A 19,326-nucleotide genomic window follows, 5' to 3' on the forward strand; every position below is an offset into this window, starting at 1 on the left:
CACCCCCACGACCTCGCAGTCGTAACCCCCTCCTTGTAAAGGCTCCTGCCATGACGACTAATGCTTTGAAGAGCAAGTCATCGACCTCGGGTCAAGCGGGCGACAAGATCTTCTCCGGCACCGCATTGGCTGCCGGCGTGCTGATCCTAGTCACGCTGTTCGCCGTTGCGATCTTCTTGCTCATCCAGGCCCTGCCGACGTTTGTCGCCGACCCGGCCGACATTTCCGGCGGCGAAGGCTTCTTCGCCTACATCTGGCCGATTGTTATCGGTACCGTGATCGCTGCGGCGATCGCGCTCCTGATTGCCACCCCGGTAGGTATCGGTGTGGCCCTGTTTATTTCGCACTTTGCTCCACGTAAGGTCGCCGGCCCACTGGGCTACGTCATCGACCTGCTAGCCGCGATCCCTTCGGTGATCTACGGCGCGTGGGGTTATATGGTGCTCGCCCCGGCGCTGGTTCCAATCTTTGAATGGTTGGCAGCAAACCTGGGCTTCATCCCAATCTTCGCCGGTCCTGCCTCGCAGACCGGTAAAACCATGTTTACCGCAGGCATTGTGCTCGCGGTGATGGTCTTGCCGATCATCACCTCGCTGAGCCGTGAAATATTCTTGCAAACCCCTAAGCTCCATGAGGAAGCCGCGCTGGCATTGGGCGCTACCCGCTGGGAAATGATCACCACCGCGGTCATCCCCTTCGCGCGTCCGGGTATTATCTCGGCGGTCATGCTGGGTCTGGGCCGTGCACTGGGCGAAACCATGGCAGTGGCTCTGGTGTTGTCCACCGGCAACCTGATCCCATCGCTGATCAAATCCGGTAACCAGACGATCGCTGCGGAAATCGCGTTGAACTTCCCCGAGGCTTTCGGGTTGCGTCTGGCAGAACTGATCGCCGCCGGCCTGGTGCTGTTCTTGATCACGCTGATCGTGAACATGATCGCCCGTGGCATCATCGCCCGCCACAAGGAATTCTCGGGAGCTAACTGATGAGTGTCATGACTAGCAATAAGCACTCGGCCACGCCGACCCCGCCAAGCCGCAAACGCAACTCCTTGTCCAAGGGCAAGCTTCCACGTTGGGCCGTGCCAGCTACCGCTGCCGGTGCGATTATCATCGGTGCGGCGCTATCCACGCTGACCGGGTTCAGTGTGGCAACCTTCGCGATTTACTCTGCGGTACTTTTTGTTATCGCCGCGACCGTGCTGACCTCGGCGGTTGAGGGCAAGCGCCAAGGGCGCAACGCGATGTGGACCTACCTGATCTACGGCTCCTTCTTGTTGGCGCTGATCCCGCTGGCCTCGGTACTCTTCACGGTGCTGGAAAAGGGACTTCCGGGGATGAGCAGCCACTTCCTGTTCACTTCCATGAATGGTGTTACCGGTGCGGTAGATAACCAAACGGTAGCCGATGGAACCCCGGTTCTTGGTGGTGCTTACCACGCGCTGATGGGCACGCTGCTGATCACCCTCTGGGCTACGGTCATCTCGGTTCCGGTGGGCATGCTCACCGCGATCTACCTGGTGGAATACGGCAAGAACGGTCCGCTATCCAAGGCGATCACCTTCTTCGTTGATGTGATGACAGGTATCCCATCGATCGTTGCCGGTTTGTTTGCCGCAGCCTTCTTCGGGTTGATCCTTGGTCCTAACGCCCGCATGGGTATTGTCGCCGCGGTCGCGTTGAGTGTACTGATGATTCCTACGGTGGTGCGTTCTACCGAGGAAATGCTCAAGATTGTGCCTAACGAATTGCGTGAAGCCGCCTACGCCTTGGGCGTGCGCCGCTGGCGCACCATCTTGAAGGTGGTCATCCCGACCGCGATCTCCGGTATCGCTTCCGGTGTCACCTTGGCTATCGCCCGTGTGATCGGTGAAACCGCACCAATTCTGGTGACGGCCGGTATCGCAAGCCAGATCAACACGAACGTGTTCGCAAACTGGATGTCCACGCTGCCGACCTTCATCTACTACCAAATCCTCACCCCGACCAGCCCGACAAATATTGATCCGTCGGTACAGCGTGCTTGGGCTGCGGCCTTGCTGCTGATCCTGATGGTGATGGCACTGAACCTCGGCGCCCGCTTGATCGCTTCGCTGTTCGCCCCGAAGAAGGGCCGTTGAGCCTCAAGGCTCCGGCGCTTATCCACACTAGATTTCCAAGGAATACACCATGGCAAAACGCATCGACGTCAACGCGCTGAACGTCTACTACTCCAAGTTCCTCGCCGTTGAAGATATCTCGATCAACATCGAACCAAAGTCAGTCACCGCATTCATCGGTCCCTCGGGCTGCGGCAAGTCCACCTTCCTGCGCACGCTGAACCGTATGCACGAGGTGATCCCCGGCGGCCGCGTCGAGGGTGAAGTATTGCTGGACGGAGATGACCTGTATGGCCCGGGCGTTGACCCGGTGACCGTGCGCAGCCAAATTGGCATGGTTTTCCAGCGTCCGAACCCGTTCCCCACCATGTCCATCAAGGACAACGTGCTGGCGGGTGTGAAGCTCAACGGTAAAAAGATTTCCCGCTCGGATGCCGACTCGCTGGTGGAGAAGTCGTTGCGCGGCGCAAACCTGTGGAATGAGGTCAAGGACCGCCTGGATAAGCCAGGCTCGGGCCTTTCCGGTGGGCAGCAGCAACGTCTGTGCATCGCTCGAACCATTGCGGTGAAGCCGGACGTCATCTTGATGGATGAGCCGTGCTCGGCCCTGGACCCAATCTCTACGCTGGCTATCGAAGACTTGATCAACGAGCTTAAGAGCGACTACACCGTGGTGATCGTGACTCACAATATGCAGCAAGCCGCACGCGTGTCGGATAAGACCGCGTTCTTCAACATTGCCGGCACCGGCAAGCCAGGCAAGCTTATCGAGTACAACGACACCGCAGCCATCTTCTCCAACCCGGAGCAGAAGGCTACCGAAGATTACGTCTCAGGACGCTTCGGATAAAGATTTCGGATGCTGCCCCTATTGCGATGGGGCGGTAGACGGACCGGAAGGGGGGTCTTCCGGGGATCCTGGAGGGGATCACCGCCAGCGGCGCCATGCGAAAGCACGGCGCCGCTGGTTTTTAAGCCTCTTTGTAAAGGTCGCTTGACTGTAAAGCTCCCTTGTCTGTAAAGTCTGGTTTACATTACGAGGAGGATGTTGTGAACACGGAACAAGAAACCAAAGCCCGTTGGGGACGCTCGCGCTTCGGTGGCAGCCAGGCAACGCTGATCAGCGTTTCACTGCTTGCCGGCGCAGTGCTTTCAATAGCCGCAGGCCTGCTCTTCGCCACGTTAAACTTTCCGGGAAACTTTGTCCTAGCAACGCTCATCATGGCTGCCGGACTACTGCCGGTACTCTCGGTCGGCTGCTGGGCCCTGCTGCTAGATCGCTCCACCTTACGTGGTGCTACCAAGAATCCTGAGATCTCAGTGGAATCCCAATGGTATGACAAGGCTGCGGTGGGCGTCTTTCAAGATGTCTTGCTCGTCTGCGGTCTGGGTGCCGCGGTCCTTTCGTTTATCGAAGTCCAAGCCTCCATAGGTTTAATCTTGGCTGGCGTGGTGGGGTTGGCGATGGCCGACTTCGGCGTGCGCTACTGGCTGATCAAGCGAGCTGAAGGATAGTGGAAAACAACCTTCCTGATCACCGTAAAGCGCGGGGACTGTCCCAGCAGGCGCTCGCCGACGCACTGGGGGTCTCGCGCCAGACGATCATTTCCTTGGAGAAGGGACGCTATGATCCCTCACTGCCGCTGGCGTTTAAACTCAGTGCGCTCTTTGGATGCCAAATAGAGGACCTTTTTCAGCCTGAAGCCGAATAATTAATAAGGTCACAAGTGCCCGCGGCACTAGGATTCTGGGATACGTTGTTAAGTGACTCGGAGCACTTGCAAGAATAGGAAATTCGCAATGGGACGCAAAATATTGCGACGGCGCATCATTCGCGCCACGTTGGGCGGCAGTAGCTTCGTGCGCGAAGAAAAACTGGCAGGCGAGGAGCCGCTGGAGATCCGTTTTGGCTCCACCGCTTTTACTACCTCGATGCGCACCCCCGGAGATGATTTTGACCTAGTAGCAGGCTTCTTGCATGCCGAAGGGATCATTGCCCGCGCCGAACAGCTGACCTCGATGCGGTACTGCTCAGGAACTGACGAGGACGGCAACCAGACCTATAACGTGATTGAAGCGCAGCTGGGCTTCGGTGCACAGGTTCCGGATCTGTCCGCCGCCCGCAACGTGGTGACAAGTTCGGCCTGTGGGATCTGCGGGACCAACTCGATCGATGAGGTGCACAAGAAGTCCAACTACGTGCTGAACCCCGACGATGGGCAGGTTCAGCTCGAAGCACTGCTAAAAATGCCGGACACACTGCGTGATGCGCAGCGACTCTTTGATTCCACCGGTGGAGTACACGCGGCGGGCCTGTTTAATGCCGATGGGGAGCTGTTGATCCTGCGCGAAGACGTGGGACGGCATAACGCCGTGGACAAGGTCATCGGAGCCGCCCTGCGGGCAAACGACTTACCTCTTCGGCAGAGCATTTTGCAGGTCTCCGGCAGGGCCTCATTCGAATTGGTACAGAAGGCCGCCATGGCGGGAATACCAGTACTTAGCGCGGTCAGTGCGCCTTCCTCCTTAGCCGTAGAGTTAGCGGATGAATGTGGGCTTACCTTGGCCGGATTCTCTCGCGGGCAAAGTATCAACTTATACACTCATGCACAACGCATATTAGGCACCAAGTAGCTCAGGCGGAGGAACACCATGCATCGTCCAGCACCCAAAGATGACATCAACGAAGATGACCTTAAGGTCGGTGAACCGAAACATAGCGCCGCCGGGCTAAAGGCCGTGATGGTCTCCATGGAACGCGGATTTTCGGAAGCCGGACCGAGCCGTACCTTGCGCTCCATGCTGCGGATTAACCAGCGCGGTGGATTCGACTGCCCGGGCTGCGCCTGGCCCGAATCGATTACCGGTGCCCGCAAGCCTGCAGAATTCTGCGAAAACGGCGCCAAGGCCGTGGCCGAAGAAGCCAGCGCCCGCACCGTCACCCCGCAATGGTGGGAGCAACACCCAATCAGTGTGCTGCGCGAAAAGACCGAATACTGGCTAGGTTCCCAGGGGCGCATCACCGCGCCAATGATCATCCGTCCCGGAGATGCCCACTACAAACCAATCAGTTGGGCGGAGGCGTTCGCCACCATCGGGGAACACGTTAACGCCAGCACCCCGGATAAGTGTGTCTTCTACACCTCGGGACGCACCGCCAACGAGACTGCGTTCATGTACCAGCTCCTCGCTCGCTCGCTGGGAACCAACAACCTGCCAGACTGCTCAAATATGTGTCATGAGTCTTCGGGGTCGGCGCTGAACCCCACCATTGGAATCGGCAAGGGCACGGTGTCGCTGGAAGACTTTGACCATGCCGAACTGATCTTCGTCGTGGGGCAAAACCCAGGAACCAACCACCCTCGGATGCTGTCCGCGCTGGCCGACGCGCGCAAGCGCGGAGCCAAGATCGTGGCGGTCAATCCATTGCCAGAGGCCGGATTCTTTGGTTTTAAGGACCCACAGACCATCGGCGGGATGCTCGGCAAGTCTAGCGATATCAGCACCCACTTCCTGCAGATCAAGGTTGGCGGAGACTTAGCGCTATTCCAGGCATTTGGGCATCTCTTGCTAGCTGAGGAAGAGAAGAACCCCGGAACCGTAGTGGACCAGGCGTTCATCAACGAAGTCACCGACGGTTTTGCGGCCTACAAGAGTGCTCGCGCCGAAATTGACTGGGATGCTACCGAGGAAGCCACCGGACTGACGCGCACGCAGATCACCGAAGTGGCTAGATTGCTCATTGAATCTAAGGCCTCCATCTTCTGTTGGGCGCTGGGTCTAACCCAGCAACCGCACTCGGTGCCCACGCTCAAGGAGATCATCAATCTCTTGCTCCTGCAGGGCAACTTCGGTAAGCCGGGCGCCGGCGCGTGCCCGGTCCGCGGACACTCCAATGTTCAGGGCGACCGCACCATGGGGATCTGGGAGAAACCAACCGAGCAACTACTTGAGGCCCTAGACGCAGAGTTTGGTATCGATTCACCGCGTGCTCATGGTTATGATTCCACCGAAGCCTTAGATGCGTTCGAAAATAATGACGTGGACGTGTTCGTCTCCATGGGCGGCAACTTTGCCCTAGCGAACTCGGAAACAGAATTGTTGGAAGCAGGTATGCAGCGCGCCAAGCTGACCGTGCATATCTCCACTAAACCAAACCGCTCGCACGTGGTGCACGGACAGACCTCATTGATTCTGCCCACCCTTGGCCGCACCGACAAGGATGATAAGCACCCTAAGGGCGCTCAGTTCTTGTCCGTGGAGGACTCGATGTCGGTGATCCACTCGACCCAGGGGCGGCTCACCCCAGTCTCCGAGCACCTACTAGCCGAACCTGTCATCGTGGCACGCATGGCCCAGGCCATCTTGGGTGATGACCATGTCATCGACTGGCGTGCCATGGCCGATGACTATGACGTGGTCCGTGACCATATCGCACGAGTCTTGCCCGGTTTTGAAGACTTTAACCGGCGGGTTCGAGAACGCAACGGCTTTGTATTGCCGAACGCACCACGTGACTCACGTTCTTTCGCCACGGATATCGGCAAGGGCCGGTTCACGGTCTCACCATTTGAAGCGCTCAAGCCCCCAGCCGGTCACCTGATCTTGCAGACCATGCGCAGTCACGACCAATACAACACCACGTTCTACGGGCTTGATGACCGCTACCGCGGCATTAAAGACGGGCGGCGAGTGATCCTCATCCACCCTGACGATCTGCAAGAAATGGGCTTTGCAGACCGCGATCTGGTGGATGTGATTTCGACCTTCGGTGGTACCGAGCGTCGGGCGAACCGTTTCAGGCTGGTGTCCTACCCTACGGCGAAGGGCTGTGCTGCTGCCTACTTCCCGGAAGCTAACGCGTTAGTACACCGAGGTTTGGTGGCTCGCGAGTCCAATACTCCGGGCTTCAAGGCAATGAGCGTGCGTTTTGTTCCGCACACCCAGCAACCTGGCGCGACGCTAGATAGTTAACCCACCGGGTCCATGGCAAGGGCTAAGACCGCTGCGGCCAAAATGCAAACGACCGGAGTGAGCAGCCAATGTCCAAACACTTTGACTACGCGGTACCAGACAACCGATTCGAAGGGCTGGTTAGCGCCGGCGCCCACAATCGAACTGGTCACCGCCTGAGTGGTGGAAAGCGGTAGGTGCAACACTAGCGACCCGACGTAAAGCATGGTGGCCGCTACTCCCTGCGCGACCATGCCGCGCAGCGGATCAAAGTTCACCAAGCGACGTGAGAGTGTGTACGTGATTCGCCAGCCGCCCAGGAGCACGCCGAAGGACAAGGCGCTAGCAGCCACCAGCTGGATGGCCACTGCTACCGGCCCAGGGTCCATCAGCCCACCGGTGATGAGCACCAGGGAGATCATTGCAGCGGTGCGCTGGCCGTCCTGCAAACCGAGGCCAAGCGCCACGGCACAGGCGGCGATGGCCTGTCCGGCGCGCGAACGAGCGTTCACGTCTCTCGCGGTATCGTGGCGCATCAACCACGTGGCCGGAACTACCAGCAAGAATGAGGCGAAGTAGGCGATGACCGGAGTGATGAGTAAGGGCAGCAGTACCGAGCCAGTGAACAGCTGAACTGCACCGCCAAGTGATTCATTGCCGAGCCACGAGTTAGCCGCGCCAGCACCAACTAATGCAGACATCAAGGCGTGAGTGGACGAAACAGGTATGCCACGCCACCAGCACAGTATTAGCCATGCTCCGGCGGCTAACAACGCGGCAATGAGCAACTTCATCCCCACGGCCCCCTCGGGCAATTGCAGGTTCAGTCGGCTGATCAGCACGGTACTCAGGGTGGTGGTTGCCATGGTGCCGATAAAAGCGAATAGTGCGGCGACAACTACTGCGACGGCGGGGCGCAACGCACGGGTACGCACCGCTGCTGCAACTGCTGTGGAAGAGTCCCTGAAACCATTGAGGACCGCGTAACCCAGTGTTAGGACGATAGCAATGATGGTGAATAAGGGCAGTAAGTCCATCGGATTCTAGGATTCCTTGACCAGCACGCGGCCGAGGTGGTCGGAGAACTGACGCAAGGAATTAGCGGTCAGCAGTAAATGGTCCGCTACACGCTGATGTTTATGAATTGTGGAGGCCTTGGAGAAATTCGAAATTTCATCGATCCAGACTAAATGTGTGCGCGCAGCACGCTTTGAGTACTGCATCATCTGCAACCAGTTATCTTCCAAATCATCAAGCTTGTTTAATGTCCGAACCGAGTGCGCGGCGAGCTCGGCGAGCTGCGAGATTAACTCTAGTTGTTCGGCAGCGCGCTCAGAGAGCGGAGTGGAACCTAAGGTGTTGATCAGTTCGCCAATGCCGCGCAGGTGCTCCATGGTTTCGTGGAGCAAGCGGGAAAACGTGTACATGTCTTCACGCGGTAGCGGGCTGATGTAGCTGGTCCGCAGATGCGTGAGCAAGGCGTGGAGCAGGTCCGTGGCCTGAGCTTCCGCATTGGCAAGATCCTTGAGCTGTATTGCACGACCATCCGGGTTGCCGATCATCTCGGAGACACTTGCCACCGAGATACGGATTGTGCTCGCCAGGTCACTGAGCAATTCAATGCCACGCGTGGCTGAAGGAAAAATTTGGAACTTCACGTTGTTCGGCGCACCATTCGTCTTAGGCCATCGTTTTGGTACTGACGCTGAACAGTTTACGTCGCGAAGGTTAACGACGAAATGTTAGTGATGCCGGACCGGGAACGCCTCTCGGCGGAAGGCCGCTCGAAGCGGCAGAATATTGGAGCCCGGGGTTACCAGCGGCCCGGCACCGTCTACTAGTTTTCTCGTACTAAGCGCTTGCTGTCAACCACACCGGGTGACTGGTGCTAATTCTCACGTTCTTTACGCAAAGATTTCTCGACACCACTTACACATAACAGTCCGCAACAGAACCAAATGGCGCCCGCTGGCCCCGTCCCCACAGCTACCGTACTGGCCGCAATAGGCAGGAGTACCTGCCCTAGCCTGTTTCCCATCAAGCGGACGGCTAAGGCAGCTCCACGGTCCTGTGCGGGCACGGAGGTTGACACCATGGTCATCGTCACCGGCTGTCCCATGCCTAGGAAGAAACCGCCCACGATTAGGGCTAAAGCCGCTAACCAAAGTACGTCAATGAAGAGCGGGGCAAGTGCAATGGAGACTCCGGCGGCAAACAGGCTGGTCAGCAACATTGACTCACGGGAGAAGTGAGTCGAAATCCATGGCAGGAAGAGCCTGGAAATAACCGAGGCGCCGCCGCGCAGGGCCAGCAAAATACCCACCATGGCTGGGGCAACGCCATGTTTTTCGGCAACCAAGGGCAAGAAAGCGGTGAGAATATCGATGATTGAAAGCAACGCCAGCGAAGCGAGCATGTGCGAAGGAATGGATTTGATGCGAAGAATCGAAATGATTGACGCTTCGGATTTGGGGGCCGGTGTAGCCGCAGCGCTCTTAGACAGCCGAGGCTGAAGATTTGGCAAGAGCAAGGGGATGGCTAGCAAGGCGCAGCCGGCACCGATCCATAAGGAAAGAGAGATGTCGGCAACACGTTCGGGAGAATCAGCAGAGGAAGTGGTCCCAAGGATGGCTCCAGCAATCAGCGGGCCGAGGAACTGTCCTGCGGCGTACGCCGCGGTGAACCAACCGAAACCCTTATCGAGCTGGTCATCTGGGAAATAACGCGCGATAGATGACTGACCACCAATGGTGAACAGTAAGTGCCCCATACCTAGTACGGCGCTGGCAACGGCAACCATGACAAAGCCGTTGGCTGCCGCGACGCCTAAGGAGCCTAGTCCCATGAGCCCGGCGCCGGCGAGCATCAAAAAACGAATCTTTGGAATTCGTGAACTAATGCGCCCAAGCCATACAGCCGTGACCATCGGTAGCAGTGCGAAGGCAGCGGTGGTGACACCAACGGTTACCGGGCCAGCGTCTAAGGAAATTAGTTTGTAAGTGGTGACCGGTCGAACCAAGTTGAGCGTGGTTTGCGACAACAGTGCGGTAGCGATCAAAATAAGTAACCACCGCAGTGTTCCGGAAGCCGAATTGTTTGCTTCCGCGCCCACTGTGCCTACTTTCTTTTGGTGCTGCTATCCAAGCTCAAGTTTAGGTGCTCTTGAGCGAGCAAGTGTCACCGGCACCCTCTTGCGCACGAGTATGGCTAACTGTTTAGCGAACTCGTACGTTAGGGAGTTTCTGGAAAGGTTCCATCGCCCAAGTCGGGATTGGCCAAGGACTGTAGTGGATCATGGAGAAAAATCCTGCGGCCTTCATTGCGCAACCTGCGCAGGGCTTCAAGCACCATTCGCCGGGCAACTTTGGTGAAGGAATACACCCGAGAAATATCCAAATGAACGGCACCGTCAAAGTCTGATTCGGAGAGCAGATCCAGTAATTCGGCGGCTGCAGGGAATCGTACGTTGCCTTGGAGATAAAAAATCTCCCGACTTCCTTCTTGAGTTACCCCGACAACGTCAAGTCGACCGTGGCTTGGTGCGAAGAGGTGCATGTCCATATCTGAGGACAATCTTTCAAAGATCCGGCGCGACCTCTGACTATTACCATGAGAGTCCAAACGTGGTGAGAACGCAGCAACACCCACTTGGTCAGGTAAGACGCCCACAAGTCCTCCGGAAACCCCGCTTTTAGCGGGGATTCCCACACGCGTGAGCCAGTCTCCAGCACCGTCGTACATGCCGGCTACCGCCATAACCGACATAACCTGTCGCGCAGTATCGGCATCGATAATTCTCTCGCGAGTCACCGGTTGAACTCCACCATTGGCCAATGTTGCGGCCATCATGGACAGGTCATTGACCGTCACCAAGATTGAACACTGTCGGGTGTATCCAGCGACTACTTCGTGCACGTCATCGGTGAGTATTCCGAATTTTCGAAGCATATGCGCCATAGCGAAATTATGGTCAGCGGTGGTCAGTTCCGAACGATAGACATCTTCATCTACGGATAGTTCTCGTCCAGCAAGGGATGAAAACATGTCTAATACTCGTTGGTTCCTAGCTGCCGCGGTCGCATCTTTCCCGACGAGCAATGAATGCGCGGCAATAGCGCCGGCATTGATCATCGGATTCTTTGGACGGTGGGTGCCATCTTCCAGGGAAAGCTCGTTAAAGGCTTCGCCTGAGGCTTCCACACTAATTGTCTTCAAAACATGGTCTAGCCCCCGGTCCATAATGGCCGCCGCGTAGGCAAAAGGCTTGGAGATGGATTGAATGCTAAATGGCGTATCGCTGTCACCGGCACAGTAGGTGCTGCCCGTCGCGGTGGTGATTGACAGCGCAAATGGTGTTGGGTCAGCATTGGCCAGTTCCGGAATGTATTGGGCGGTTTCGCCGGAATTGTCCTCACGCAGGGAATCGAGAACTTCGTGAAGGTAGTCGGGAACTGGAGTCTGCATACTTACCGATCTCTAGTGCTAAGACATGGTTTGGTTCCAACCTAACCGCTAGAGCCCAAGATGTCTTGTGTAGTCCGAGTCGTGATCAGTCCAATAAATCCTGACGCCACAACCTTGCGCAGGCTTCGAGATCCTCGGCGGTGTTTACCATTGATTTGGCCCGCGCGGTAAGCTTCGTGCCCCGAGTTTCATTCGCAAGATCCGCGGCATCTGCATGCTCTGTCATGCCCAGGGCCAGTACCCTGCAGTAGGCGGCCGTACGCTCCAGGGCATGGGCGAAGTCGCCTTCGAAGGCGCCGGTGAGGATAGAAGTTGCCATGTTTTTAAGTTCTTCGGCCGTGGGCGGCTCGGCAACGCCCGCTACCAGACGTTCAACTTCTGCGCGATGAGCACCGGCACGAAAACGTGCTGACATGGTCTCGGCGTTATCAAGCGTCGCCGTGCGTACGGCGTAAAGACGCCACAGTGCTCCAGGAAGCGAACGTGCCGGAGCTGCGGACCAAAGCTCTGCAAGAACCTCTAGTCCTTCGGTCTCTGCGACCTGGACCAATCTGTTTGAAATGTCAGGGTCCTCGTTGGCAATACCTTTACGCACAAAAGCCTGAGCCGAAAGGTGAGCTGCTTCAGAGATGCGAGCAGGATCGGCGCCGCCCTCATAAGGATTAAAATCCTGCGGAGCGAATGGACGTGGTTTGTGATGGCGAAATCCGGAGACCTGACCAACTGTGGAACCTGCGCGTGCACCTTTCATGGCTTCGAGACTACTCGCATTTAGCTCACTCTGCTCCACTATGGCGAGTGAATCTGGGCACTAGAACAAAGTGGATGACGTTGCAAAATACTCATATTTCACAGGGCTCAGGCACTCATTATTTCGACGTTTACGCGGTACTGGATGTGGCCGCGACACTGCCAAATTTCACTCGATTAAACATGAAACGATACTTCGGGTATTATGGACTTTGGCTTAGGCCGTGCGCCTTTAGCTCAGTTGGTAGAGCACTGGACTTTTAATCCATTGGTCGCGGGTTCGAACCCCGCAGGGCGCACCATATAAGAATCCCATTACCCTTGATTGACTAGGGGTGATGGGATTCTTCTTTTATTTGAGCCCGGCACTGCGGCGAATTGATCCTCACCAGCTTTCGATATCGTTTATTTCTCGAATTAGCCGAAACGGGTTGTCGTAGTAAACGATTCTGCTTGACCGTGTACCGCCTCGAATCGCGGGAGTTAGTGTGTAATAGTCACCGTCCCAAGCTAGCTCCGTGGGTTGGTCGACCGAGCGCTCATCCCAATCCTTGGGAATAGATGGAGTGTAGATCCACAGTTCTGCGTCGTCATCGTCAGAAGCATTGGTGATGGACTTCCAACCCCGGCGATCGGCAAGAATGTCTGTAGGCGTGGCGTAGAGAAAAGTCGAAAGCAGTCCCGTTTTGTCCGGAACAATCTTCTGCACGCAGCGTATAGCCGCTTCCAATTCTATGGTCCCATCGGCTTCGCAGAGCTTATCGATGGCCTGACTGAACCGGTGCTGACGAAAAGTGGCTCGATCCTTTATTTCGAGTCGTTCTCTTTCGCGGTGACGTTGCTGCGCGCTACGCGAATGTCGTTTTTTACTGACAGACATGGTCTGCTCCTCAGAGCTGAGAGAGGTGGTGTTAGTCAGCTCAGCCTAGGAGTACCTCAAAGAATCTGGGGTCACTTAGCAAAATATGTGGATAACCAGTTCGGCATGCGCCTGCTTTAGGCGAAAGGTTCCAAAAATTTGATCACTCGTTCCATGACCACAGCGCGCGCTTCAGGATCATGGGAACGCAGTGAGGAGTCGGTGAACAGGTGTTTGTTGCCCGGATAGGTAAACAGCTGTGCGAGCTCATATCCTTCGCCTTCGACGAAGCGTTGAGCAGCTTCTAAATCGCCTTCCTTGGCGAAAAATGGGTCTTCATCCATGCCATGAATTTGTACCGGGACGTTTTCGGGCCATGGGCCGAAGCTCCAGTCTGCTTCTACGTCCACGAAGGATTCTAAGAGGACCGCTGCGAGAGCCCCTGGCCGTTGCTGGGCGCACTGTTGCGCCAGAGCGGCACCCCATGAGCTGCCGATATAAACCAATTCCTCGGGAAGCTTCGAGAAAAACTTGTCGACGCGCTCCTGGATTTTATCTTCGCCTAGCTTGTTGGCCATGCGAATTCCGGCGTCGATATCTTTAGGAAGCTTTCCTGCAAACAGGTCCAAAGTGTGTACGCTGTGGCCAGCTGCGCGTAATTCGGCGGCCATAGCTTGAACTCCGGGGGTGAGCCCCTGGACGTGGTGGAAAAGAACTATCGTGGCCATGGATTACTCCTCGTAGTTGCTAGCGTTCGTCGACTAGATTCTCGATGCGCTGAGGCAGGTGCTCGATTGCCAGATCCCAGCCGGGCATTTGGCTATTAATTTCTACGCTGTAGCCCTCGGTGAGCATGAACTCGGCGCAGGTTAGTGCTTCGTGGCCGGAGCCTGTTTCATAAATGAAGGCACGTCGAATGTCGGTCCAGAGCAGGGTTGCAGACTGATCGATAACCAGGCCGGTAGTGACTACTTCGACGGTGCGCTGGGGGTAGGACATGTTCAACTTGCTTTCGGGGTCCTCGGCGGTGTGCTTTGATCTAGTGTAAACCGGCAACACACCGCCATCGGGTTAGCAAACCGCTGTGGGGTAGGACTTCGTCAAGGATCCATCTGCCCTCAGCTCCAATAAGTAATCAAGTCCCAGCTGGTTCAAGAACTTTTGGTCGTGGCTGACTACCAGCAACGCGCCACGGTAGGCCCCTAACGCCTCACAGAGTTGACGCACACTATCGATATCCAAATTATTTGTTGGTTCATCAAGGATCAGCAACTGAGCCGTGGGCTCAGCCAAGAGTAGCGAACCTAAATAGACGCGGAAACGCTCTCCGCCGGACAATGCAGATAATGGGCGGTCTGCATTAGTGCCACGCAATAACAACCTCGCGAGCATATTTCGAATCTGCCCCGATGTGGCTGAGGGCGCTACCTGACCAATATTCTCGACCGCACTGCGGCTTTCGTCGAGGCCCACTAAACGCTGCGGCAAGTACCCAACGCGTTCGAGGAAAAGCTTGCCCGAGAGTTCAGCCTCGGACGGTTCGGTGCTCAGTAGTTGGTTTAGCAAGGTGGTTTTACCCGAACCGTTGGGTCCAGTAAGAGCCACCCGCTCGGGACCTTGGATGATGTGGTGTCCGCTAGGGTAGCTAAACTGAGCTACTTGTTTGCTGGCGGGAAGTTTTGGATCTGGCAACTCCACATTGATGTGCTCCTCCGATCTGACACGAATTTCAGCCTGCTCAAGTTTGCTCTGCGCCTGCTCTACCTTTCCGTCCAGATTCGAACGCATTTTTCCCGCATTCGCCTCGGACTTTTGGCGCAGGTGATTGGCCAGGATTTTCGGCAGCCCACCACCTAACTGTTCAGCTCGCCCCTTGCGTTTGGCGCGGGCGAGTTTTGTTTCGGCTTCTACCCGTTGACGCTTTTCTACCTTCAGCGAAGCATTCGCCGTTTTAGCGGCCTGTTCGGCAGCGTGCTGCTCGGTAGCCAGCTGTTCGCGGTACACGCTGTACGGTCCTCCGAAAAGACGTAGTTTTCCCGCATACAGCTCTACCGTGTGGTCCATAAGTTCCAGAAGCTCGATGTCATGACTGACTACGATTATTGTTCCCTTCCATGAACGCACGAGTCCATAGAGCAATTCTCTAGTCGGTGCGTCGAGATTATTCGTTGGCTCATCGAGCAGCGTTATTGGTAAGGCCGCTAGGCGCAGACCGATTACTGCCAGCAACATTGCTTCCCCTCCGGAAAGTGTGCTGATCTGACGTTCGAGGCTTAGAGTTTCCAGCCCCAGTGGACTAAGTTCGGCTTCCAGTCGGGCTTCGAGATCCCAATTGTCGCCGACGGCGTCAAAATCCGAGGGGTCTATACTTCCGGATTCGATAGCTTTCAAGGCACGGTAAGTGCTATCAATTCCTAACAGCTCGGCCACGGTGGTGTCCTGGTGCAGGGTGAGAGTTTGTGGCAGATAGGCGAGATCGCTAGAGACTTCCACGGATCCGGCAGTGGGCGTCAACCGGCCAGCAATGAGCTGCAAGAGAATCGACTTTCCACTGCCGTTGATGCCGGTCAGGCCAGTGCGCCCGGATGGGAAGACACCTTCAAGATCGGTCACGGCACGCTCGCCGGTAGGCCAGCAGAAACTGAGGTTGTGTAGTTTTATTGGTGGAGTCAAAGGCATATTTGGTCCTCCCACGGGTGTGAAGAGGCTGCCGAACCTGGGGACCGCGAAGTTGGCTCAACCCCTGGGGGAACCAACAAAAAAGGGATACCGAAGCCGGTAGCCAAAATGAACGATGTGCACCGAAGTGCGGTGCGAGGTCATTGGCGAGCTTAGCGGGTATCCATGTATTTGAGTGTAACAGGGGGTGGCTTGTGAATTCGTTGAATATGCGACGCTAGGGAACTCGATGTCCGTAACGTGCGTCCGCAAGGCGATGGCGAAGCTTCCGCAAGACCCGAACTCTTCGGGTGAGAATCCTTGTCAGTTGCTACGTGCGAACCAATGTAATGGTTTTTGACCATTAGAATATCCTTCGCCCGCGTACATCAGATGCTTGCTGTGAATGGAACGGGTCACGGGTCAGAAAAAGTCCTACTTATAGCGGAGAATCGCGCTACCGTCGGATATTTTACTTTTTCACAAGCCACCCCTAACAGCGCAGCGTGAGCGGTTGAGCAGTCAGTACAAGAAAATTGGAAGCCATGCTGGATTGTGGGCATGGACCAGCGCGAGAAACAGCACGAAGTCGAAGATTAGGTGCACCGAGATGACGTAGGTCAGTGACTTGGTCAGTTTGAAGGTGTAGCCCTGCAATAGCGCAAAGGGGAAAGTGAGTAGAGGACCCCAAGATTGGTAGCCGATCTCCCATAAGAACGAGGAGAAGATCACCGCCTGCAAAAGATTCGCTAGCCAGTCAGGGAAGTGCTGGCGCAATAACGTGAAGGTGGTGCAGATGAAGAATAGCTCGTCCCAGATCCCTACGGAGTTAACGCCGAGGAAGAGTCGCCAGAAGATGGTTGGATCCGAGGCATCTGGCCAATTCTGGTAAACGCCGGTACTTATCAAATACACCGGCAGAATGAAGTAGCCCAAGGCTACGACGCCCAGTAGATAAAGTTTGGCAACTAATGGCCATTTACGTCCGGTATTCACCGGAAATTTGATGATCTTTTCGCGGTATACGAATCTCGATACCAGCCAGGGAACCACTACGGCCAGTGCCAGCGCGCCGCCCATCAGTGCCATATGTCCCAAGCTTAAGTCGGCGTTTAACGGGACCAAGCTGATGATGGCCAGCCCTGCGGCTATGAGCGCCAGGTGGCATGCGAGCCTGCGGTCGATAAAGGCAGCCGTAAGCAGGCTCAACACAAGCAGACCATAGCCCAACAGATCGTTTTCAACGCCGAAAAGTAGCACGCCGGATACCGCGAGTAAGGCCGCTGGCAGTAGTTTCCAACTCAGGGCGGTGCGTGGTGCTTCACTAGCGAGCAGGCTCATGCACCCAAGCATGCCAGCAACACAAACGAAAAAACATCGTTAAAAACTTTCGGTTCGCATCCAGCGTTGGATGCGAACCGAAAGATCAATTCTGCGGAAGGGCTACTTCCAAGCGCGGTGTACGGCGACAATGCCGCCGGTCAGGTTACGGAACTCGACGTTCTTCCAACCGACGTTGATGAACTTCTGTCCTAGGTCTTGCTGGTTTGGCCAGGCAGCGATGGACTCAGCCAGGTAGGCGTAGGCCGTCGGGTTTGGCGAAACGATGTATCCCAAGGCTGGGATCACGCGAGGCAAGAACTGCTTGTAAGCCTGCTTGACCGGAGTCATTGTGGGGGTGGAGAACTCTGCCACCACAATGCGACCGCCCGGCTTGGTCACGCGGTGCATCTCCGACAGAGCCTTCTCGGTGTCGGAGATGTTGCGCAGTCCGTAGGAGATGGTGACCGCGTCAAAGGAGTTGTCCTCGAATGGCAGATCGGTACCGTCGCCGTAGACGAATTCAAGCTGCGGGTAGCGCTTGCGACCCTCGGCGAGCATGCCGTGGGACATGTCGCAAGCGGTCACCTTGGCGCCGGCCTTGGCCAGCGGCACCGAGGAAGTTCCGGTACCCGCGGCAAGGTCAAGAATGCGCTCGCCGGGCTTCGGGGCAATCGCCTCGGTAGTGATCTTGCGCCAGTAGTTCACAATGCCGCCGGTCATCAAGGTGTTGAGCAAGTCATAACGTGGCGCCAACTTGTCGAACATGTCCTGAACCTGGGTGGCCTGCTTATCCAGGCCTGCGCGTGAATTGTGGGAAGTCATGCTTCCAAGTGTTTCATATTTGCGCGCGCCCGCGTGCCGGATGTGGGGCGAATCGCGCTTAGAGCAGCGATTCGAGCCGTGCGTAGCTGGCCTCCATCCCGTTAGTCATTCCGGTGGCTAGCACCATGTCTCTGGTCTGGGCATCCGGATAGGTGATGACGATGGACAGCAGCGTACCCGCGGTAGTTTCGGTGAACGTTGATTCGTTGATGGTTGCTGGGTAATCGGTATCGATCATTTGCTCGGTGGTCCGTTCGTAGGACTGCGGCAACTGTTCTAGCAGTGTGCCGGTGAAACCGAACCCCTGCTCTGCGGTGCCGGATTCCGGTTCCCAGTGGTAACGGTAGCTGTCGCCAACAGCCTCGGGTAGGGCACATTCAGTCATTCTCCAGCCGTCGGGGCCGAGCAGCCAGCGTTTCATAAGCTGTGCATCGTGGTGCGCCAGCCACACCTGTTCGCGGGTTCCTCGGATAATCCGGCTGACGCGAACCTGGGTATCGGAGAGGAGCTGGGCCTCGGTGGTGAAATTCTTTGAGTAGTCACGCAGATCGCTGAGCACCTGTTCGATCTGGCTCATAGCCGAACGAGTCCCATCGATCATGCCCATGGCTACAACTTGTTCTAAGGCCTCCATGGAATCGAAGTTTGAAGTGATGGTCAGCTTGCTTCCCGAATCTTGCGGGTCAAAGGAAAAGGTGGTGCGCGTGGTGGGCAACTCGGTGTTCGGGGAGCCATCGGAATGCGCGAAACCGTCGGTGACTTCGAAGAACTTCTGCTCGACGATTTCGTTCCAGTCCCAGTAGCCGTGGAACTCTTCTCCTTCGGGAGAGGTCATATGGTAATTGGTGCGACCACCTGACACTGCATCGTGCCGGGTGAAAGTCGCGGGGTACTCAACCGGTCCCCAGAACTTTTCAATCTGGCGCGGATCGAGGTAGGCGTCCCAGAGACGGGAAACCTTCACGCCAAACTCGGCGTGTACCGTGAGCGTGAGGGCTTGGGCATCTTGGATAACTGAAGTGACGGGCATGAGATTACTCCTTAAGTTGCCTCGTCGGCGAGGAAATCGTCGAGCCGGTTGATGCGCTGGCGCCAGATTTCTTCGAGGGATGAAAGTAACTGCTGGGCGTGCCGGATCGTGTCCGGCTGACCTCGAACAATACGTTCGCGGCCACGTGCGATTTTGCTGACCAGACCAGCGGACTCCAAAAATGCCACATGCTTCTGGACTGCGGCAAAAGACATGTCGTAGTCGGCGGCCAGTGTGGAAATACTGACCTCGGCGTGCAAGGTTCGCGCCACGATGTCTCTTCGTGTGGCGTCTGCCAAGGCGCGGAAGACCTTGTTTGTCTGTTCTTCGCTCAATTCATATACAACCATTTGGTTGTACGATACTCTC

Annotated in this window: 20 protein-coding genes and 1 tRNA gene; 8 read left to right on the top strand and 13 right to left on the bottom strand. The window is 56.3% G+C overall.

Going from position 1 to position 19,326, the window contains the following annotated elements:
• Positions 1–50: 50 nt before the first annotated feature.
• The 7 genes from pstC (at position 51) to ACX5K5_RS00650 (ending at position 7,072) form a co-directional block, all read left to right on the top strand.
• Positions 51–986 carry a phosphate ABC transporter permease subunit PstC gene (pstC, locus tag ACX5K5_RS00620; protein WP_096256830.1) on the top strand — a complete coding sequence of 312 codons (936 nt, stop codon included), beginning with the start codon at positions 51–53 and terminating at the stop codon, positions 984–986.
• The gene (gene pstA / locus ACX5K5_RS00625; RefSeq protein ID WP_096256829.1) at positions 986–2,119 is read left to right on the top strand and encodes a phosphate ABC transporter permease PstA; all 1,134 of its coding nucleotides are present in this window, start codon (positions 986–988) and stop codon (positions 2,117–2,119) included. Before pstC ends, pstA begins: the two co-directional genes overlap by 1 nt.
• A 49-nt stretch (positions 2,120–2,168) precedes the next feature.
• Positions 2,169–2,948 (top strand): phosphate ABC transporter ATP-binding protein PstB, encoded by a 780-nt coding sequence (gene pstB, locus ACX5K5_RS00630; RefSeq protein WP_105677655.1) that lies wholly within the window; start codon positions 2,169–2,171, stop codon positions 2,946–2,948.
• A 200-nt stretch (positions 2,949–3,148) separates the two neighbouring features.
• On the top strand, positions 3,149–3,613 hold the full coding sequence (locus ACX5K5_RS00635; RefSeq protein WP_188686391.1) for a hypothetical protein: 465 nt from the start codon (positions 3,149–3,151) through the stop codon (positions 3,611–3,613).
• Complete coding sequence (locus ACX5K5_RS00640; RefSeq protein ID WP_188686390.1) at positions 3,613–3,810, top strand: type II toxin-antitoxin system RelB family anti-toxin; 198 nt, start codon at positions 3,613–3,615, stop codon at positions 3,808–3,810. The genes ACX5K5_RS00635 and ACX5K5_RS00640 overlap by 1 nt, the downstream gene beginning before the upstream one ends.
• Before the next feature lie 88 nt (positions 3,811–3,898).
• Positions 3,899–4,732: a formate dehydrogenase accessory sulfurtransferase FdhD gene (gene fdhD, locus ACX5K5_RS00645; RefSeq protein WP_443438122.1), complete on the top strand. Its 834-nt coding sequence runs from the start codon at positions 3,899–3,901 to the stop codon at positions 4,730–4,732.
• Positions 4,733–4,750: 18 nt separating this feature from the next.
• Entirely contained in the window at positions 4,751–7,072 is a 2,322-nt protein-coding gene (locus ACX5K5_RS00650; RefSeq protein WP_459174867.1) for an FdhF/YdeP family oxidoreductase, read from the top strand.
• On the opposite strand, the gene ACX5K5_RS00655 is transcribed toward ACX5K5_RS00650, so the two are convergent.
• From ACX5K5_RS00655 to ACX5K5_RS00675, 5 genes are all read right to left on the bottom strand, one after another.
• Positions 7,069–8,088, bottom strand: coding sequence for an inorganic phosphate transporter (locus tag ACX5K5_RS00655; RefSeq protein WP_459174868.1), 1,020 nt, complete (start codon positions 8,086–8,088; stop codon positions 7,069–7,071). The genes ACX5K5_RS00650 and ACX5K5_RS00655 overlap by 4 nt on opposite strands.
• Before the next feature lie 6 nt (positions 8,089–8,094).
• A complete protein-coding gene (locus ACX5K5_RS00660) occupies positions 8,095–8,709 on the bottom strand; it encodes a hypothetical protein (RefSeq protein ID WP_096256821.1) in 615 nt (204 codons plus the stop codon).
• 230 nt (positions 8,710–8,939) lie between these two features.
• A complete protein-coding gene (locus ACX5K5_RS00665; RefSeq protein WP_459174869.1) occupies positions 8,940–10,163 on the bottom strand; it encodes an MFS transporter in 1,224 nt (407 codons plus the stop codon).
• Positions 10,164–10,282: 119 nt separating this feature from the next.
• The gene (locus ACX5K5_RS00670; RefSeq protein WP_459174870.1) at positions 10,283–11,515 is read right to left on the bottom strand and encodes a glutaminase; all 1,233 of its coding nucleotides are present in this window, start codon (positions 11,513–11,515) and stop codon (positions 10,283–10,285) included.
• A gap of 85 nt (positions 11,516–11,600) precedes the next feature.
• Positions 11,601–12,266 carry a hypothetical protein gene (locus tag ACX5K5_RS00675; RefSeq protein ID WP_096256819.1) on the bottom strand — a complete coding sequence of 222 codons (666 nt, stop codon included), beginning with the start codon at positions 12,264–12,266 and terminating at the stop codon, positions 11,601–11,603.
• Positions 12,267–12,491: 225 nt separating this feature from the next.
• Here ACX5K5_RS00675 and ACX5K5_RS00680 point away from each other — a divergent pair.
• Positions 12,492–12,567 (top strand) — tRNA-Lys (locus ACX5K5_RS00680).
• An 83-nt stretch (positions 12,568–12,650) separates the two neighbouring features.
• Here ACX5K5_RS00680 and ACX5K5_RS00685 read toward each other — a convergent pair.
• From ACX5K5_RS00685 to ACX5K5_RS00720, 8 genes are all read right to left on the bottom strand, one after another.
• Positions 12,651–13,145, bottom strand: a complete 495-nt coding sequence (locus ACX5K5_RS00685; protein ID WP_096256818.1) for a hypothetical protein — start codon at positions 13,143–13,145, stop codon at positions 12,651–12,653.
• A gap of 116 nt (positions 13,146–13,261) precedes the next feature.
• Positions 13,262–13,852, bottom strand: coding sequence for a dienelactone hydrolase family protein (locus ACX5K5_RS00690; RefSeq protein ID WP_096256817.1), 591 nt, complete (start codon positions 13,850–13,852; stop codon positions 13,262–13,264).
• A gap of 19 nt (positions 13,853–13,871) precedes the next feature.
• Positions 13,872–14,123: a hypothetical protein gene (locus tag ACX5K5_RS00695; protein ID WP_096256816.1), complete on the bottom strand. Its 252-nt coding sequence runs from the start codon at positions 14,121–14,123 to the stop codon at positions 13,872–13,874.
• 72 nt (positions 14,124–14,195) lie between these two features.
• A complete protein-coding gene (locus ACX5K5_RS00700) occupies positions 14,196–15,803 on the bottom strand; it encodes an ABC-F family ATP-binding cassette domain-containing protein (protein WP_188686368.1) in 1,608 nt (535 codons plus the stop codon).
• A 501-nt stretch (positions 15,804–16,304) separates the two neighbouring features.
• Positions 16,305–17,123, bottom strand: a complete 819-nt coding sequence (locus tag ACX5K5_RS00705; protein WP_096256813.1) for a CPBP family intramembrane glutamic endopeptidase — start codon at positions 17,121–17,123, stop codon at positions 16,305–16,307.
• Positions 17,124–17,225: 102 nt separating this feature from the next.
• Positions 17,226–17,927, bottom strand: a complete 702-nt coding sequence (locus ACX5K5_RS00710; RefSeq protein ID WP_459174871.1) for a demethylmenaquinone methyltransferase — start codon at positions 17,925–17,927, stop codon at positions 17,226–17,228.
• Positions 17,928–17,985: 58 nt separating this feature from the next.
• A complete protein-coding gene (locus ACX5K5_RS00715) occupies positions 17,986–18,957 on the bottom strand; it encodes an SRPBCC family protein (RefSeq protein WP_459174872.1) in 972 nt (323 codons plus the stop codon).
• Positions 18,958–18,968: 11 nt separating this feature from the next.
• Positions 18,969–19,307 carry an ArsR/SmtB family transcription factor gene (locus ACX5K5_RS00720; RefSeq protein ID WP_096256810.1) on the bottom strand — a complete coding sequence of 113 codons (339 nt, stop codon included), beginning with the start codon at positions 19,305–19,307 and terminating at the stop codon, positions 18,969–18,971.
• Positions 19,308–19,326: the final 19 nt, after the last annotated feature.

It is taken from the genome of Glutamicibacter bergerei (assembly GCF_054495185.1).

Coding starts and splice junctions, on each gene's coding strand:
- ACX5K5_RS00685 (WP_096256818.1), bottom strand. CDS start 13,145: ATGTCTGTCAGTAAAAAACGACATTCGCGTAGCGCGCAGCAACGTCAC.
- ACX5K5_RS00710 (WP_459174871.1), bottom strand. CDS start 17,927: ATGACTTCCCACAATTCACGCGCAGGCCTGGATAAGCAGGCCACCCAG.
- ACX5K5_RS00700 (WP_188686368.1), bottom strand. CDS start 15,803: ATGCCTTTGACTCCACCAATAAAACTACACAACCTCAGTTTCTGCTGG.
- ACX5K5_RS00690 (WP_096256817.1), bottom strand. CDS start 13,852: ATGGCCACGATAGTTCTTTTCCACCACGTCCAGGGGCTCACCCCCGGA.
- ACX5K5_RS00650 (WP_459174867.1), top strand. CDS start 4,751: ATGCATCGTCCAGCACCCAAAGATGACATCAACGAAGATGACCTTAAG.
- fdhD (WP_443438122.1), top strand. CDS start 3,899: ATGGGACGCAAAATATTGCGACGGCGCATCATTCGCGCCACGTTGGGC.
- pstA (WP_096256829.1), top strand. CDS start 986: ATGAGTGTCATGACTAGCAATAAGCACTCGGCCACGCCGACCCCGCCA.
- ACX5K5_RS00655 (WP_459174868.1), bottom strand. CDS start 8,088: ATGGACTTACTGCCCTTATTCACCATCATTGCTATCGTCCTAACACTG.
- ACX5K5_RS00705 (WP_096256813.1), bottom strand. CDS start 17,123: ATGAGCCTGCTCGCTAGTGAAGCACCACGCACCGCCCTGAGTTGGAAA.
- ACX5K5_RS00675 (WP_096256819.1), bottom strand. CDS start 12,266: ATGAAAGGTGCACGCGCAGGTTCCACAGTTGGTCAGGTCTCCGGATTT.
- ACX5K5_RS00670 (WP_459174870.1), bottom strand. CDS start 11,515: ATGCAGACTCCAGTTCCCGACTACCTTCACGAAGTTCTCGATTCCCTG.
- ACX5K5_RS00720 (WP_096256810.1), bottom strand. CDS start 19,307: ATGGTTGTATATGAATTGAGCGAAGAACAGACAAACAAGGTCTTCCGC.
- pstC (WP_096256830.1), top strand. CDS start 51: ATGACGACTAATGCTTTGAAGAGCAAGTCATCGACCTCGGGTCAAGCG.
- ACX5K5_RS00715 (WP_459174872.1), bottom strand. CDS start 18,957: ATGCCCGTCACTTCAGTTATCCAAGATGCCCAAGCCCTCACGCTCACG.
- ACX5K5_RS00695 (WP_096256816.1), bottom strand. CDS start 14,123: ATGTCCTACCCCCAGCGCACCGTCGAAGTAGTCACTACCGGCCTGGTT.
- pstB (WP_105677655.1), top strand. CDS start 2,169: ATGGCAAAACGCATCGACGTCAACGCGCTGAACGTCTACTACTCCAAG.